The organism is Microbulbifer variabilis (genome assembly GCF_023716485.1).
GTDB lineage: Bacteria > Pseudomonadota > Gammaproteobacteria > Pseudomonadales > Cellvibrionaceae > Microbulbifer > Microbulbifer variabilis_B.
Window position 1 is genome coordinate 2,630,968 of record NZ_CP092418.1, and the last position, 17,216, is coordinate 2,648,183.

The 17,216-nt window shown below is 49.7% G+C and carries 18 protein-coding genes; 3 read left to right on the forward strand and 15 right to left on the reverse strand.

The window, feature by feature from the left end; all coding sequences use genetic code 11:
- Positions 1–210: 210 nt before the first annotated feature.
- A complete protein-coding gene (locus tag MJO52_RS11575) occupies positions 211–1,545 on the forward strand; it encodes a glutamine synthetase family protein (protein WP_252081820.1) in 1,335 nt (444 codons plus the stop codon).
- 434 nt (positions 1,546–1,979) lie between these two features.
- A complete protein-coding gene (locus MJO52_RS11580; protein WP_252081821.1) occupies positions 1,980–4,103 on the forward strand; it encodes a M4 family metallopeptidase in 2,124 nt (707 codons plus the stop codon).
- Positions 4,104–4,214: 111 nt separating this feature from the next.
- Here the strand turns inward: MJO52_RS11580 and MJO52_RS11585 are convergent, their stop codons facing one another.
- From MJO52_RS11585 to MJO52_RS11605, 5 genes are all read right to left on the reverse strand, one after another.
- Positions 4,215–5,873, reverse strand: coding sequence for an alanine/glycine:cation symporter family protein (locus MJO52_RS11585; protein ID WP_252081822.1), 1,659 nt, complete (start codon positions 5,871–5,873; stop codon positions 4,215–4,217).
- A gap of 108 nt (positions 5,874–5,981) precedes the next feature.
- Positions 5,982–7,007, reverse strand: coding sequence for a D-cysteine desulfhydrase family protein (locus MJO52_RS11590; RefSeq protein WP_252081823.1), 1,026 nt, complete (start codon positions 7,005–7,007; stop codon positions 5,982–5,984).
- An 87-nt stretch (positions 7,008–7,094) separates the two neighbouring features.
- Positions 7,095–7,685, reverse strand: a complete 591-nt coding sequence (locus MJO52_RS11595) for an OsmC family protein (protein ID WP_252081824.1) — start codon at positions 7,683–7,685, stop codon at positions 7,095–7,097.
- A gap of 136 nt (positions 7,686–7,821) precedes the next feature.
- The gene (gene yajC / locus MJO52_RS11600; protein ID WP_020415218.1) at positions 7,822–8,154 is read right to left on the reverse strand and encodes a preprotein translocase subunit YajC; all 333 of its coding nucleotides are present in this window, start codon (positions 8,152–8,154) and stop codon (positions 7,822–7,824) included.
- 115 nt (positions 8,155–8,269) lie between these two features.
- The gene (locus MJO52_RS11605; RefSeq protein WP_252081825.1) at positions 8,270–8,716 is read right to left on the reverse strand and encodes a helix-turn-helix domain-containing protein; all 447 of its coding nucleotides are present in this window, start codon (positions 8,714–8,716) and stop codon (positions 8,270–8,272) included.
- Between MJO52_RS11605 and MJO52_RS11610 the strand changes: the two genes are divergently transcribed.
- Complete coding sequence (locus tag MJO52_RS11610; protein WP_252081826.1) at positions 8,708–8,890, forward strand: hypothetical protein; 183 nt, start codon at positions 8,708–8,710, stop codon at positions 8,888–8,890. The two genes, MJO52_RS11605 and MJO52_RS11610, sit on opposite strands and share 9 nt — an antisense overlap.
- Positions 8,891–9,138: 248 nt before the next feature.
- Here the strand turns inward: MJO52_RS11610 and bcp are convergent, their stop codons facing one another.
- The 10 genes from bcp to MJO52_RS11660 all read right to left on the reverse strand — a co-directional run bounded on the left by bcp (position 9,139) and on the right by MJO52_RS11660 (position 17,147).
- Positions 9,139–9,615, reverse strand: a complete 477-nt coding sequence (gene bcp / locus MJO52_RS11615) for a thioredoxin-dependent thiol peroxidase (protein ID WP_252081827.1) — start codon at positions 9,613–9,615, stop codon at positions 9,139–9,141.
- 82 nt (positions 9,616–9,697) lie between these two features.
- Positions 9,698–10,219, reverse strand: coding sequence for a DUF2244 domain-containing protein (locus tag MJO52_RS11620; protein WP_252081828.1), 522 nt, complete (start codon positions 10,217–10,219; stop codon positions 9,698–9,700).
- A gap of 394 nt (positions 10,220–10,613) precedes the next feature.
- Positions 10,614–11,594: a malate dehydrogenase gene (locus MJO52_RS11625; protein WP_252081829.1), complete on the reverse strand. Its 981-nt coding sequence runs from the start codon at positions 11,592–11,594 to the stop codon at positions 10,614–10,616.
- 131 nt (positions 11,595–11,725) lie between these two features.
- Entirely contained in the window at positions 11,726–12,349 is a 624-nt protein-coding gene (locus tag MJO52_RS11630; protein ID WP_252085995.1) for a dUTP diphosphatase, read from the reverse strand.
- Positions 12,350–12,377: 28 nt separating this feature from the next.
- Positions 12,378–13,154 carry a TatD family hydrolase gene (locus tag MJO52_RS11635; RefSeq protein ID WP_252081830.1) on the reverse strand — a complete coding sequence of 259 codons (777 nt, stop codon included), beginning with the start codon at positions 13,152–13,154 and terminating at the stop codon, positions 12,378–12,380.
- A gap of 7 nt (positions 13,155–13,161) precedes the next feature.
- Complete coding sequence (locus MJO52_RS11640; protein WP_020415211.1) at positions 13,162–13,515, reverse strand: PilZ domain-containing protein; 354 nt, start codon at positions 13,513–13,515, stop codon at positions 13,162–13,164.
- A gap of 129 nt (positions 13,516–13,644) precedes the next feature.
- The gene (locus MJO52_RS11645; protein ID WP_252081831.1) at positions 13,645–14,664 is read right to left on the reverse strand and encodes a DNA polymerase III subunit delta'; all 1,020 of its coding nucleotides are present in this window, start codon (positions 14,662–14,664) and stop codon (positions 13,645–13,647) included.
- A gap of 67 nt (positions 14,665–14,731) precedes the next feature.
- Positions 14,732–15,352 (reverse strand): dTMP kinase, encoded by a 621-nt coding sequence (tmk, locus tag MJO52_RS11650; RefSeq protein ID WP_252081832.1) that lies wholly within the window; start codon positions 15,350–15,352, stop codon positions 14,732–14,734.
- Positions 15,353–15,357: 5 nt separating this feature from the next.
- Entirely contained in the window at positions 15,358–16,422 is a 1,065-nt protein-coding gene (gene mltG, locus MJO52_RS11655) for an endolytic transglycosylase MltG (protein ID WP_286036962.1), read from the reverse strand.
- Positions 16,416–17,147 (reverse strand): aminotransferase class IV, encoded by a 732-nt coding sequence (locus tag MJO52_RS11660; RefSeq protein WP_252081833.1) that lies wholly within the window; start codon positions 17,145–17,147, stop codon positions 16,416–16,418. The genes mltG and MJO52_RS11660 overlap by 7 nt, the downstream gene beginning before the upstream one ends.
- Positions 17,148–17,216 lie beyond the last annotated feature (69 nt).

Genomic DNA, 17,216 nt, shown 5'->3' on the forward strand with positions numbered 1-17,216 from the left:
GTTGAGTATGCGGGAAGCTCTAAAATAGTTCGGCCCCGAGAATAGCAAAATGGTAATTCCCTTTTACCTGCCGTGCCAGGCTTCCCATAAATCTCAAAACATATTCGGCAAGTCATTATTTTTGCCTGCACTGGCGGCTACCGCCAATGTGAGGGTCAGGCATATACTGGTACGACATGTAGATGGAAACACACTGGGTAACTCTAACAAATGGACAAGATTACAAGCTGGCTCGCCGAACACGATATTGCCGAGGTGGAGTGCCTGGTGCCGGATATGTCGGGTAATGCCAGAGGCAAATTTACGCCTACAGATAAATTCCTTACCCAGGACAGCCGACTTCCAGAAAGTATTCTTGTGCAAACCGTTACCGGCGACTATGTCGATGAGCACAATGAACTCGTGGACCCAGCAGATACGGATATGTTGCTGGTGCCAGATCCCGATTCCGTTCGACTTAACCCCTGGGCCAATGATCCCACTGCTCAAATTATTCACGATTGTTATACCCGGGATGGTCAACCACATCCGATTAGTACGCGGAACATCCTCAAATTCGTTTTGGAAAAATATAAAGAGAAAGGCTGGAAACCAATCGTTGCTCCGGAGGTAGAGTTTTACCTCATAAAGCGCAATCTTGATCCAGATGAAAAACTCTCAGCACCCGTTGGCAGATCTGGCCGCACGGAAAAAACCAGACAGTCTTATAGCATCGACGCTGCCAACGAATACGAACCCATTATTGAGGATATGTATAATTTCTGTGAGGCGCAGGGGCTCGATGTAGATACCTTGATTCACGAATCAGGAACCGCGCAGATGGAAATCAATTTCCTTCATGGAGACCCACTTCAACTCGCCGATCAAGTTTTCACCTTTAAACGCACCGTCAGAGAAACTGCTCTGCGCCACGGAATTTATGCCACCTTTATGGCCAAACCCATGGAGGACGAACCCGGCAGTGCATTACATCTTCACCAAAGTGTTGTTGACTTAAAAACAGAGAAGAACATATTTGTAGACGACCATGGAAATGAAAACGATAGCTTCATGTATTTTATTGGCGGTATGCAGGAGTACACTCCAGGATTCATTAGTTTTCTAGCCCCAAATGTCAATTCTTATCGACGCTTCACTCCCGAAATGGCCGCCCCGACAAGCCTGCATTGGGGCTATGACAATCGCACTACCGGCCTTAGAGTTCCCGACAGTTCACCTCAAGGAAAAAGATTGGAAAATCGTTTTCCTGGTGCCGACTGCAACCCTTATCTCGCCATTGCGGCTTCTCTCGCTTGCGGTTATCTCGGTATGATCAATAAGGTAGCGCCTAGCGCACCGTATCAGGGCGACTGCTCCAAAGAGACCATTACCTTACCCCGCACTCAAGAGCACGCCCTCAATCTTTTAACGGAATGTGAAGGCGCCGCTGAAATGTTTGGCAAAAAATTCGTAAAAGCATGGAGCGCAATAAAACGTGATGAATACGAGGAATTTAACCGAGTTATCAGTTCTTGGGAGCGGGAATATCTACTTCTCAACGTATAGATAATCCCAAAAAATATTTTTGAGACTTTTCTGAAATTTTATTCTCGGCTGGCGCACCACCCTTTTATCGGGTTTATTTAAGCGCATCAATTTGGATTCCTCGGCAGGATATTATTTGCTGATTTGTGACTAATTAAGCAAAAATATCGAAAACAATTCAAATATATGAGTTTGTCATCACCTTTTTGTTGCCACTAAGCACATGCAAGGTAATCTCAGGTTGCCCGGAATATTTGGGCAACCGGTTTGAGAAAGCGGACGTCAATGCCAATTATTGGCCCCACCCCAGATGCCCGGCCTTCTTCTGCTGTCTTACCAACCATAAAGACCGTTTGCATCAAGTTGCTGAAGCAATCAGTAATTCCTTACTGGATTGTTTTCCAGCTGCTGATGCTCGGTCGCTAATAAAAAAGTTAAATAAGGGAAAGCTAGCAATGAAGCATTTCATAGGACTTACCTGCACTTTAGCTATGGCTATTAGTGCGCAGGCTGCCGACCGTGTTCCAGCCACTCCAGATATGCTCTCGCCACAGACATTAAATACCGTTGCCGGATCTGATATGGCATTGGTAAAAATTCGTGAGCGTACTCTGGGAAATGGCAAAACCGTCGCCCGCTACCAACAAACCCACAAAGGCATACCCGTGTGGGGACAGACCGTAACCAGTTCTGGACAGGGACTCATTACCGAGATGCACGGTAATATCCTTACCGGACTCGAACTTGAAGTACCCACCGTGCGCGCGGCAATTGACGCGGGCAATGCCCTTGATCGCGCCATGAACCATCAGGTTTCACTGCGCGCACAACAGGGAGTGATGTCGGGTGCTTTATCACTGCCAGTGCTTAAACTGGAGGCCAAAAACCAGAAAAAAGAACTCTATGTTTACATCAATGAACAAGATGAGGCTCGCCTGGCCTACCTGGTGAACTGGGTCGAGTATGGAGACGACCCCAAGCGCCCCTTCTACTTTATTGATGCCATGACCGGTGAAGTGATTAAGCATTGGGATGGCCTCACCTTCCAAGATGCACAAGGTCCTGGCGGCAATGTAAAAACGGGCCGCTATGAATATGGTACCGATTTCCCCTCCATGCAGGTTGATGCCAACTGCCGTATGGATACTACCAACGTTGAAACTGTGAACCTGAATCATGGAACCAGTGGCGGCAGCGTCCATCAATTCAACTGCCCCTACAATGATCACAAAGAAATCAATGGTGCTTATTCACCGCTAAATGACGCGCACTATTTTGGTGGCGTGGTCTTCGCAATGTTCAGTGACTGGTACAACACTTCACCGCTGACTCAAAAGCTGCGCCTTCGCGTGCATTACGGTAATAACTACGAAAATGCTTTCTGGGATGGCAGCCAGATGACCTTTGGCGATGGGCAAAACACCTTCCACCCCCTAGTCAGCCTGGATGTTACGGCTCACGAAGTCAGCCACGGCTTTACCGAGCAGAACTCTGGCCTAGTTTACAGTCAACAACCAGGGGGAATTAATGAAGCCTTCTCCGATATCTCTGGTGAAGCCGCTGAATACTTTATGACTGGCAGTAACGACTGGCTGGTTGGAGCCCAGATTTTCAAAGCCAATGGCGCCTTGCGTTATTTTGAAGACCCGACACAGGATGGACGCTCCATTGGCCATGCCGATGATTATTACAGCGGTATGGACGTACACTATAGCTCCGGTGTCTACAATCGAGCTTTCTATCTGATCGCCAATACCAACGGCTGGGATACTCGCAAGGCATTTGATATTTTTGTCCTCGCTAATCAGATGTACTGGGGCTCAAACTCTGACTACGATGAGGCTGCCTGCGGTGTTGAGCAAGCTGCTGTAGACCTAGGGTACAGTAAAGCGGATGTTACAACTGCCTTCAGTACCGTAGGAGTTACCTGTGATAACACTCCACCACCTCCTCCTGGAGAGCTTGAAAATGGAGTTTCCGTTGACAACCTTGGTGGCGGCTCTGGCGATGAACTCCATTACACCTTAGATGTTCCTGCTGGCGCTACCGGCCTAAGCTTTAATATGTCTGGTGGCACCGGTGATGCGGACCTCTATGTACGTTTTGGCTCAGCACCAACCACCAGCACATACGACTGCCGCCCCTACACTACCGGCAACAATGAAACCTGTGAGATCTCCAACATACAAGCAGGCACCTACTATGTGATGGTGCGTGGTTATAGTTCCTTCTCCGGTGTCAGTCTGGTAGGTAGCTTCACCGACGGTGGCGGTGGCAACCCCGGCGGCTGGGAAAAAACCAATCTGTCTGGCTCCGCTAATGCCTGGCAGCACTTTACCCTGGATGTGGACAGCGGTATGTCATCCCTGAAAGCGGTAATGTCTGGTGGCAGTGGGGACGGTGACCTCTATGTTCGCTTTGGCTCAGCACCAACTCGAAACACCTGGGATTGTCGTCCATATAAATGGGGTAATGATGAGAACTGCAACATCAGCAACCCACAAGCAGGTACCTGGTACATTAGTATTCGCGGTTACCAGACATACTCCGGTGTAGCACTCAGCGCCCAAGCAGAATAAGCTTATCTGCTGAACAATCTGGCCCCGTTGCCATACCAACAGGGCCAGACAATAAAAAAGGCAGCCACTAGGCTGCCTTTTTTATTCTAGGAGTAACCCTTGCAAGCCAAGTTACTTATGGCTGGGGTCCTTCCAATAATCCTTCACCGTTGACTTCATCTCCTTCGCCAATATCGTAATACCAAACAGGTTCGGTAAGGTCATAATGACGATGGCTACCGCAGACAGGTTCCAAATAACGGTGGTGTCCTCAATCGCCGCCCAGAAGAAGGCAATCACATACACAATTCGGTAAGGCATTACCGCCTTGGGACCAAACAGGTAGATCATAGAGCGATCACCATAGTAGGACCAAGCGATAGCGGTCGAGAAAGCAAACATGAGAATACCCAGAGTTACAATCAAGCCACCGTATTCTCCGAAGAAACCGCGCTGGAAAGCTTTACTGGTCAATGCAACGGAATGAACCAGGGATTTACCCCAAATATCCACATCCTCATTAGCAAACTTACCATCAACAACATTAAGCACACCGCTAAACTGATCTTCACCAACACGGAAATCCAGATCTTCTGCAATTGAGCGTGCATGAATCAGGGTGAAATCCTGCAGGTTTAGAGGCTGCCCATCAGTGACAACCACTGATCCGTTATAGGGCTTCACATCACTGGGTTGACCACTTAAGTAATTAAACAGCTGTTTAACCTGCTTGGGGTCACTCTCTTCGTAGCGACCTTCGACAACATATGTGTCAGCCCCCTCAAACAGGTTTTCGTGTTTTTCAGTCCATACACCGGAAGATAAGATTACCAAGCCAGTCAGAGTACAGATAATGATGGTGTCGATAAACGGTTCCAGTAGTGAAACCATGCCTTCGGAAACAGGCTCATCGGCACGTGCGGCGGCGTGAGCAATCGGTGCAGAGCCCTGCCCCGCCTCGTTGGAGAAGAGGCCACGATTCACACCACGGTTAAAGGCATAGGCAAAACTGGCTCCGAGGAAACCACCTACAGCAGCACTTCCTGTGAAGGCATCACGGAAAACGGCCACAAATGAAGGGACGATATTTTCTATATTGTAGAAAATCACACCCAACGCACCAATTACATAGATCAGTGCCATTGCCGGAACGATAGTGGAGGTAACCTTGGCAATTCGGGTAATGCCACCGATGATCACCATCCCCAGCAGGATGGCAAGCACACCACCAGTGAGCGCTTTCTCAATACCGAAAGAATCGTGCATCGCCTGGGCAATATTATTCACCTGGGGCAAGCTTCCGGTACCGAAGGAACAAATTACTGTGGCGATGGCAAATAACACTGCCAGCCACTTCATATTGAGACGGCGCTCCATATAGAACATAGGACCACCTGCGTAGTAGCCATCTGCCGCTTTAATACGATATTTATGTGACAGTGTGACTTCGACAAACTTGGTTGTCATCCCCAGGAAGGCAGTCATCCACATCCAAAACAAAGCGGCCGGGCCGCCCAGGAAAATAGCCAAGCCAACACCACCGATATTACCGGTACCTACAGTTCCTGAAAGAGCGGTAGCCAGTGCTTGGAAGTGAGAGGTATCTCCTGGGTCACCGGGTTTATCATATTTCCCCTGGACAATCTTAATCGCATGTCCAAAGTAACGAAATTGCGGAAACCCAAGATAGATAGTAAAAAAGAAACCTACCCCGAGCAGCACCCACGGGAACCAAGGTGCCGATCCGAGCATACCGTCCAACGACAGTAGCAGCTGATTAAAGGAATCCAAACTAACCCCCCACTTCTCTGAACCAATTCTGATTGTTTTATATACAGCCACAGCTGTAATTTGTTGCGCAGGTTAGCAGCTTCCGAAGCACTAGAACAGTAAAGGGGCCTAAACCCTATTAAAAGAGAAGTTATGACGATAGGGGAACAAGGCAAACTGCCCCCCCGAATGCAGAAATACCAGGTTACTAGATCCTTTATAATGGCCTTTTCTCAATTCTTGCATCAGCCCATAAAAAGCTTTACCGGTATATATAGGGTCCAACAAGATTCCCTCTAGAGCAGCAATCTCTTCAATCATTTCGTAGATTGGAGGTTCAGCCTTGGCATACCCCGGCCCAATATAGTCGGCGTTCACATGCACTTGCAGAGATTGCAAATCCACAGGGTTTCCCGATAGCCTGCTCCAATGGCGGATATCCTCTCTCACTTTGGTTTGAAAATAAGTAGCATTATCGCAGACAGCATAACCTGTGACCTGAACACCAAGCCCCAGCAGATAGCACCCCATCGTTAAACCCGCCTGGGTACCTCCACTGCCAGTGGCACACACAATATGATCCGGCCGGAATCCTCTCATTCGACAATCTGTAATAAGTTCTTGCGATGCCGAGAGATACCCCCACAATCCCAGACCATCGCTGGCACCAATAGGGATACAGAAGGGAATGTGCCCGCGCTTCGAATATTGATCAGACCAAAAATTGAACAGCCTCTTGAGATCTTTGGCAAAATCTTCAGGCGAATGGATGCTCACTTCTGCCCCCGCCAACTGATCCAGCAGTAGGTTTCCATCTGCTTGGGCTAAGGGCTCACCACGCAATAACAGGTGCACTTTGAGTCCTAAGCGAGCACCGACAAGTGCAGTGGTGCGGCAATGATTGGACTGAATACCCCCAGCGGTGATCAAGGTATCGCTGCCCTGCTTTAAGGCCTCAGCAACAACAAACTCAAGTTTTCGCAATTTATTACCTGACATTCCAGATTCAGTCAGGTCATCCCTTTTTATCCAAATTCTAGGGCCGCCAAAAGGAAAGGAATATTGTTTACTAATCCTATCCAGCGGCTGTATTGGCGTGGGAAGATGGGCTAAACGTATCCGCCCAGGTAAAGAAATCGGCAAGCTGTCAGGCATAGCAAGTTCCACTGCAAATACCAAAAAGGCTTATCGGTAAAGGCATAAAGCCTTGTCTATACTAAATCTCCCGTAAAGGTAACAATTCTAGGACTCGTTAAAAGCCAATGTAATCCTGGCAGGAACAGCATTTACTACAGTCTGTAAACCCATGCAGGCAGCGCGGCAAACTCCCACCATTCTCTCAATCGCTTCCCTCGACTCTGCAGATTTAACAAAAACAACAGTTTCTACTCCTTCACAGACCCCCTTAGGTGGAGTATCGGTACATTCCTGCATTTTGTACACCTCAGCCTTAAAACGCATCTGTTGCTCAATCTTGACACTTTCAACATCCAGTTTGTTCTGATTAATGTAGATGCTGATATGACTGAGAAAACAAAAAGCAATACCTGCTGATAGGTAATCAAGTGGTGCCGGTGCGCTATCCGCACCTCCAATAATGGTGCCTTCGTCGCAGAGTAATTCAAAAGCACCACATCCCGGTACGTTCGCTTGTACAGTGGCAGTCTTCAGGTACCCCTCTTCCAAGGCTGCTTTAGCCGAGAGGTTAACTTGAAAGTGAAAACTTCCCCGTTCTTTAACTGGTGGATCCACTTGAATTTTGGATAACTTAGGAAGTGCCGTAACTTTTCTAACAATGGCTGCTTTCAAAGCATTTTGGCTATCGCTTTGCATATGGGGCCTCCTGAAAATTTCTAAAACAATTAACCAGAAGTATCGCCCGAGTAAATCTCACTTGCCGAAAAACGAGAAAGCCCGGCATATGCCGGGCTTTCCAATCTGAATCACTAAAAAATCTAGTAAAAAGCTATCAGATCTTCTTTATCGTGCCCTTGGGCAAAACAGCATGAACTGCTACTTTCTGGAACTTCAAAGACATATTGTCTGCAACTTCCAGCACGATGTAATCTTCGTCCACCTTGTCTACACGCCCCAGCATACCGCTGCTCATCACGACTTCGTCACCCTTTTTCAGTGCACCAACCAACTCTTGATGCTCCTTCTGGCGCTTGCGCTGAGGACGGATGATAAAAAACCACATGAAAGCGAACAGGCCCGCAAACATCAACAGGGTGATCATGGGGTTACCCTGTGGCGCCGGTGCCGCTTGCTGTGCCATGGCGGAGGGGATAAAAAAGCTCATGCAAAACCTCAAAGAGTCAGCCTATAAAATTGCCGCCAACTCTAACGGGTTTCCCCTGTTGAGGCAACGGATTGGGCCGATCAACAGGAGACCGGCCTAACCAATTCGCACTCACTTAAAAGCGTTGACGCACTTGACGGCGATAACCAGTTGGCGACATACCGGTCCAGCGCTTGAAGGCACTGGTAAAGCTGGTCCGATCAGAAAAATCCAAAATCCTTGAAATTCCGTCAACACTCAGGGCGGTATCTTTGAGGAAGTGCACCGCGTGGCGGAAGCGCACGTGGTCACGCAGTGAGGCAAAGCTCAAGTTATGCTCCTGCAAACGACGCTGCAAAGTCCGGGTGGACATGCTTAAGTCGGAAGCAACGGGGCGAATAGCGAGAGAAGCCTTACCAATGCGCTGTTCGAGCACATCGATGACTCTGGCAGCAATGCCAAAGCTGGTAGCTTCCGGTGGGGCCAGCAGCTGATCGAGAATATTCGGGTCGCCGGATATTCTGGCCTGCTGCAGGGGTTTATCTTCAGAGAGCGAAGTCTGGTCGGGCTGAGTATGGTTCATCGAGCTGCTCCTTTTGAGTTCCGTGAGCCGCAGTTATTTTTCTATGTCCGCATCCAGCGAATCCCGGTTGCCCCTGCCCACACCAACACACCTACAACTTCGGCGGACTACTACTCGATGCGGGATGCACCAAAAACAGACATCGAATCCTTCACAGAGATGTACAATTTTTAAACTAACCGCTCCGGCAATACCCAAAGAGAAACACTCTCTCGCCGGCGCACCTTTCCTTTACATCTGCCAGTATAGACCAAGAATTGAGAATGCAAGGGACGACAGTGGTTTTTTTCATCTTATTGTGCAGCAGAAGACGAAATTGAGTGGCCCCGGTACGCAATTTCAATGAAAACTCAAGGAAATTCGGGGGCCAGAGGCTACCCTACCCCCTTAAAAAGAGTTTGCAGAAGCTGTGTAACAGATAATCAATCCAGATTTTCAGCCACCCAGCCAAGCACATCATCACTGTGGGTCTTGGTTTTCACTTTGTCGATAACATGGCGTAAGCGTCCACTTTTGTCGATGATAAAAGTTGTCCGGATTAACCCCATATACTCTTTGCCCATAAACTTCTTCAGCCCCCAGCAACCGTACTTGTCCGCAATCTTGTGATCCTCATCGGACAGGAGGTCGAAGTTCAGCTCATGTTTATCAATAAATCGCTGCAACTTAGCTTCTGGGTCTGGGCTCACACCGAGAACAACAGTGTCTAGCTCCTTGAACGCATCGGCACTATCCCGGATACCACAAGCCTGTGTTGTACAACCTGGGGTCAGTGCCTTTGGGTAGAAATAAAGCACAACATTGCTTTTTTCGCGGAAATCTTTCAGTGAAACCTTCTCTCCGCTTTGGTTTGTCAGTGTGAATGCCGGTGCCAAATTGCCAATTTTGGGAAAAGACATAAGAAATCCCCTGAAGTGTTGGTTTAAGTTTTGGGGGGATTATAACGAAAAGTACTAACTGAAATGCCAAGAACTCCATCATTCAAAACTGGTGCAGGCGAAACTCCTTCTCCCTGCGCGCAAAAATGCCTATTTTCCTCAGCTTTTGCACTAACTCTGCCTTCTCTGCATCGGTCAAAAACTCACCTACCTCCAGGCATCCTTCTGGACCGCTAAAGGTCACCGAGGCAGGCTCAGCCGGACTGTTACCCATCCTCACCAGCAAGGCAAGATTTCCCCGTGAGAACTCCCGATGATAGACAGATTGCTGGCGGAACCCTTTACAACAATCGAACACAACCCGCTCATCGCTAATGCGGATTACTTCGCGACGGGTCCCCTCTAGGTAGATATAGGTGAATAAAACTGCGAGTAGTAAAATTTCCAACCCTGCAAATGGCAGGATCATCCAAGCCCCAGCAAAGGCAAAAGCCAAACTAATACCAAGGGAAACGCCAACCAGGGAAAAGAACACCCAAAGGTTTCCCGTTGCCGACAGGGATTGATTAGGCTGAAGAAGAATACAGGCGCATCGAGGGGCTTGGCGGCCGACTTCTGTGACCATGGCAAAAACTTCCAGACAATACTTACCTAATCAGTGTAGTGCCGCCGCCATCAGCCCACACTCGTATAACGACCCGCCAGTATTCAGGCTACCCCATTCTATTTTAAATACCATTAGCAAAAGTCACTTTATTAAGCTGCGGCTAAAGGAACCCTAATCTAGCCTTTCTGAATAAGCCACTGTTGGCGGGATTGAAAAAATAAGAGGAAATGCCCTCACTTGGTATCGCTTACTTCTTACTTGAAATACGCAAACTTTTTTATCTGGACTAGCTGGCGATTTTATAGCTACAGCGAAGTCAATAAATCAGCGCCGAAGAGCCAAATAAAAAAGCCCGCACACTGGTGCGGGCTTTTTAGACGAACCAGCCATCAAGGCCGATCAATCGACAGGGTTAGGGCAGCAGGTGAGCGACTGCATCACGCTCTTCCGCCAACTCCTGCTCGGTTGCAGTCATCTTCTCGCGGGAGAAGTCGTTGATGTCAACGCCTTGAACAATTTCCCAGTCGCCGTTTTTGCAAGTGCAAGGGAAAGAGTAAATCAGGCCTTCCTGAATACCGTAAGAACCATCGCTGAATACAGCCATGCTGGTCCAGTCACCTTCAGCGGTGCCCAGAGCCCAATCGCGCATATGGTCGATGGCAGCGTTGGCAGCGGAAGCCGCAGAGGAAGCGCCGCGCGCCTTGATAATAGCTGCACCACGCTGTTGAACAGTCGGGATGAAGTCGTTTTCGTACCACTCCTGCTCCACTTTATCCATCGCCGCAGCACCGGCAACCTTCACTTGGTGCAGGTCTGGGTACTGAGTCGAAGAGTGGTTGCCCCAAATAGTCATATGGGTGATGTCGTTAACGCTGGAATCAGTTTTGTTCGCCAGCTGGGACAGAGCGCGATTGTGATCCAGACGGGTCATCGCGGTGAAATTGCGCGGGTCCAGGTCTGGCGCATTGCGCTGAGCAATCAGGGCATTGGTGTTAGCCGGGTTGCCAACAACCAGTACTTTTACGTTACGAGAAGCAACGTCGTTCAGGGCTTTACCCTGTGCAGAGAAGATAGCAGCGTTAGCTTCCAGCAGGTCTTTGCGCTCCATACCCGGTCCACGGGGACGCGCGCCGACCAGCAAAGCATAATCTGCATCTTTGAACGCAATAGTAGCGTCATCGGACTGAACGATACCCGCGAGCAGCGGGAAGGCGCAGTCTTCAAGCTCCATAGCAACGCCTTTCAGCGCTTCTAGTGCCGGGGTAATTTCCAGCAGCTGCAGAATAACTGGTTGATCTTTACCCAGCATCTCGCCGGAAGCGATGCGGAACAGCAGCGAATAGCTGATCTGACCGGCAGCGCCGGTAACAGCAACACGAACAGGTGCTTTCACGATAGTTCTCCTCGTTTGTAAGCGGCCGCATTATAGGGCCTCTTGAGCAAATTTCACCTCAAGCGGAGCAATTCCCAACTCAATTTGCCTAACAAAACTTTAATTTTTTATAAGAGACGCCAAAAAAAGGCTCAAGCCGAGGCAGTTTCCCGGTAACGCTGCTGCAAAATGCGATAAACCTGCTCACTGTAATCTACTGCCGAGGCATCAAGCTCAGCAGCGATTTCCGCTAAGTGCTCATTGTCTTCACGTCCGCTCCAGTTCTTCACATAAGTTCCTTCTTTGTAACCGTTATCCTGGCGGAATCGATTGAGTACGTTCTTTCCTACATAACGTTGATACAGTTCAGTAAAAGGCATCTCTGTGTCGGCAAGAAGCTGCGCAAACCCTGGCAGATCGAATTGTTTACTTGCCAAGGTGCTCAAAGTAAAGGCCTCCAGGTCTTCACGAAAATCACCGGGCTCTCGCTGGCCAGCCTCTAATTCCCTCAGCATCTTTTCAGCAACTTGGGCCGGAGAGCCCTGTTGCAGCTCAAGACTCAGGCCAAAATGCCAGATATCCACCAGCTCCAACTTTACCTGGTCGATATCCGGTTGCTGCTTTTTCCACCACTTCCAGCCGTAATGATCCAAGAGTTCCGCGCTTTCTACCCAGATCGCGCGATACCAGGCAAAATTTTGCGCACGCCAGTTTTTGTTAACAACGGTATTAATTTCGTCCTGCAGGGTCAGCATGACCTGCAATTGTTGCTTCATCATATAGGGAACTTCTAACTAGCCGGGCTTAAGCAGCCCGAGGAAATAATCGGAGAAAGTTTTCTGTAGTGATTTCAGCTAGCTGCTCGTATGAAATTCCGCGCAACTCAGCAATAAATTCGGCTACTTCCCGCACATAAGCCGGGATATTGGGCTTGCCACGATAGGGGATCGGTGCAAGGTAGGGAGAATCTGTTTCCACCAACAGACGATCGAGAGGCAGTTTGCGCGCAACATCGCGCAGATCCTCGGCATTTTTAAATGTCACAATACCGGAGAGGGAAATATAATAGTTAAGATCTAATGCGGCCTTGGCCATCTCCCAGCTCTCAGTGAAGCAATGCAATACACCGGCTGTTTGTGGGTTTCCGTACTCTTGAATCAACTGAATTGTATCTTCACGAGCATCGCGTGTGTGCACAATAACCGGCAACCCCACCTGACCTGCGGCCTGCAAGTGAGCAATAAAGCTCTGCTGTTGGGTCTCTTTGGTGTCCGTACTGTAATAATAATCAAGACCAGTCTCCCCAAGTGCCACTACCTTGGGACGCTCAGCCATCACGATCAGTTCGTCCACCCCAGCGAGACCGGATTCAACATCCAGCGGATGTATTCCAACAGAGCAGACAACATCCTCATATTTTGAGGCGATTTCTACGACGGCATCTGCATTTTCCAGACTGATACCAACACATAGGAATTTCTCAACTCCTCGGCTGCGTGCGAACTCCAAGACTGCATCCAGATCGCCATCAAATTTATCGAGCTTCAGTCTATCCAGGTGACAATGAGAATCTACGAGCATGTGAAAATTACAACGTGTGAGTAGGTCGACTGGATTCAAGGGTGCCAGCCAGGTAAGTTTCTATCTTGTTTTGTGCAATGTTGTCCTTATCACCAAACTGAACGCCAATACCCGGCGTACGGTTTCCCTGGGCTCCATTAGGGGTTATCCAGATAACCTTGCCTGCCACCGGAATTTTTTCCGGCTCATCCATCAAGCTTAACAACAGGAATACTTCATCGCCGAGGCTGTAGGATTTATCCGTGCTGATAAACAAGCCACCATTTTTTACAAAGGGCATATAAGCGGCATAGAGAACCGACTTATCCTGGATTTTTAGCGATAGGATGCCGTTTCGGGCACCGCCTCCCATGGCTTTCATGCTCAACCTCAATGTTTTAAATGTTGCGCTAACTTATCTGAGCGTACTGTTTCTGTCCAGAACACTACACGTTCCCGGTAGAAAGAAGCTTAATGTCCCCCGCGTGTGGTTACGGCTTTACATTTCTCATTAAGCAAAAAGCCTAGACCACCGTATCATCAACTCCTCCAGCAACAAGCGACGATTGGGATTCGCTCCACTCGCAAGCCCCTTACGCGCCTGAACGAGGTGATCGTAAAAACCAAACAGTGGGCGCAAACTGCCTTGCCCTATTCCTGGGAACCTCTGAAGAAGGGTCATAACCTGAGTATCGCCAGTGGAATCACAACTGCGCACCCTAGCCATTTGGGCAACCCACTGCTGCCAAAATTGAATAAGCTGGGCCAGATCTGCAGGCTCGGGCGGAGTCTCCCAGCGACCTGCAGCTGCCACAGCCCTTGCACCACCCTGAGCTAGGGCAATTAGCTCCCCCAGAAAGCGCTCCCGAACTTCCTCGCATTTTGGCTCGGCCAATTGCGTAGCCAATAATGGCGCCCCACCGGCCAACGCCAGGGCCTTGATTGCCGCACCTTCCTTCAAACCATATCCATGCAGCCACTGCAATGCCATTTCTGCAGAAGGGGATGGAAAAGCAACAGCTTGGCAACGACTGCGAATTGTTGGCAGTAAACCTGCGGGAGAGTCACTGACCAGAAGGAAAATCACTGATGCCGCAGGCTCCTCCAGGTTTTTTAATAGCGCATTGGCCGCATTGATGTTCATAGCTTCCGCTGGCGCCAGCCATACCAAGCGCGCCCCCCCGCGCCCACTGGTGCGGGAGACAAAATCCCCCAGCTGGCGAATCTGTTCAACCTTAAGCGGACCGCCTACCTTTTCAGGCTCTACCCGAAGAAAATCCGGGTGCGACCCCGCCTGCCAAAGGTGGCAATCCTTGCAACTTCCACAGGCCTGCCCTTCTCTGGGCTGCTCGCACAATACCAGCGCAGAAAAAGCCTCAGCAAAAGCGCGTTTGCCAAGACCAGGCTGGCCACTCAGTAATAGGGCATGAGGGCATCGACCAGCGCGCCACTGGGTACCAAGCCGTTGCCACTGTTCCGTTTGCCAGGGTAGTAAAGAAGGAATAGGGGTATGTTCAGGTACTTCAGACACTGCCAATTGCCAAATTTGTAACTGGAAACTTCACCACACTCGTGGTGACCATATTTTAAAGCGTGCATCAAAGAAGCCGCTGTAACTCTTGTCCCAGCTGTTGCTGGACCTGCACTAAAGGTTGACTAGCATCGACAACGGCATAGCGTGAAGGGGCTGCCTGAGCACGTTCACGATAAGCTTCACGCACCCGGTGGAAGAAAGCCAGCTGCTCACTTTCAAACCGGTCGGCAGCTCCAGTACTGGCAGCGCGCTGTAAACCTATTTGCGGGTCCAAATCTAAAAGAAGCACCTTATCAGGCCGCAAATCTCCCTGCACATCATTTTCTAAACGCTCGATTAGAGCCCTGTCAAGCGCTCGCCCCCCACCTTGGTAGGCATAAGTGGCATCAGTAAAGCGGTCACAAATCACCCAGTCACCCCGCTCCAAGGCCGGGATAATCACTTTCGCCAGATGTTGTGCTCGAGCGGCAAAAACCATAAGCAGCTCCGCCGTGGGATCAACAGCCTCGTCACGCTTAGCCAGTAGCAACTCCCGCAGCTGCTCAGCCAGGGGAGTGCCGCCTGGCTCACGGGTTTGAATAAATGGAATATTACGATCAGCTAACCACTGGGTAATAAACTGCAGGTTGGTAGACTTGCCAACCCCCTCCCCGCCTTCCAGGGTTATAAATTTTCCGCGCGACACTATTTCTAATTTCCTTTTGCCGGACTGGAGCGGTAATCCGCTCGTCTTTTCAGCTGATACTCCCGCACCGCACGGTTGTGCTCTGTCAGAGTGGCTGAGAAATGATGGGAACCATCCCCCTTACCTACAAAATACAGGCTTTTGCCGGGCTTTGGGTTCAGTGCGGCGCGGATAGCCGCGCGTCCCGGCAGTGCAATTGGCGTAGGGGGGAGCCCATTGATTACATAAGTATTATACGGGGTTGGCTGGCGAAGGTGTGCTCGGGTGAGGTTACCATCATAGTCTTCCCCCAGCCCATAAATTACGGTGGGATCGGTTTGCAAGCGCATGCCCATATTTAGGCGCCGCACAAAAACTCCGGCAATTTGACTTCGCTCGGAAGGCTGACCAGTTTCCTTTTCAATCAACGAAGCCATAATCAAGGCCTCATAGGGTGTTGCGTAAGGGAGGCCATCCTCTTTTGCCTGCCACTCTTCATCCAGCACGCGCTGCATACGTTCATACGCTTCGCGTAAAAGCTCAATATCTGTAGTCCCAGAGCGATATACATAGGTATCTGGGAAAATCCAACCTTCCTCAGCACCCTCTTTCAGGCCAAGAGCCCTGGCCGCGGCACTGACACTACTGCCAGCCTCAGATCTAACAACCCTCTGCCCCGAGCGAATCTTTTGCAGCGCCTGCCGGAAAGTCCACCCCTCGACTAAAGTAAGTCGATAAATGGTGACGTCACCCCGGTTTAACCGGGTAATTAAATCCACTGCCGTACTTCCGCTGGGTATCAGATACTCACCAGAGTGGATATCGGTTTTGCCCTCCCAATAGGCATAGGCAAGAATCAATCGCGGCCAGCTAATCACCCCGTCACTTTTCAATTTCCGCAAGGTTCCAGATAAGCTGCTACCTTTTTGCACTTGGAATTGCAGGCCCTTTTCTCCCACAGCCAGCGGAGACGCTAGGGCCATCTGTAACATCCACAGAGAGGCTCCGCCCAATAAGGCAACGAGGAGAAAACCACTAAACAGGATTTTCCAAAACTTGAAAGGAGAGCTTGTCCGCTTTTTCTTTACCACAATGTTTCCATGATCAAATGCTGCAACCCTCGAACACCAGCCCCGATCGGCCAACGTTGATGACCGATAATCTCGACAACCGGCAATACCCCGCGCACGCTGTTACACAATGCTACTTCATCAGCCCCGCTCAGATCCCGAATTTCTAAATCTCGCTCCTGCCACTGAATCTCACTGGATAACCAGTCCCGCATGACGCCCCGGACACCACAGCGATGCAAATCAGGCGTTATCCAGGTATTACCAAAGCGAGCCAGTAAATTACAACGCAAGCTCTCGATAACCCTGCCCTCACTATCTAACATCAGGCCATCGATACGCTCCCCGTCAGGAAGCTCAGATTTCGCCTTATTATATCGATTGCGACATAGAAGTTTGCTGCCTAAGTTCCTACTTTTTGAAAGCGGTAGATAGGTCTTACAGGGGTAAAGCCGAACTCCAAGTTCAGTCTCGGCAGTCAAATTTAGCGGCAACAAGGACAGATCCCAGCACCACTCACCACCAACCGAACCCAGCCGCAATCGGGCGATCGCCATTTTCTGGTTAAGCTGCTCAACCAACCGGGGTATGCACTGATCAATCTCTTTAAGAAGCAGCTCATCAAAACCAGCATTCCGGGCCAGGCGCTCTCGGTGTAGCGGCCACAGCGGCAACCTTCTGTTGTGACAGCGCATGGTTTCGAGGATTCCATCTTCGTAACTCTCATCAGCAGGCAAGCTCTGCACAGGTCGGCTTCTGAGAAAAAATTGTGGCAATTTGCACATATCAGGAAGGGAGTTGCCCGCCCAGAGGCG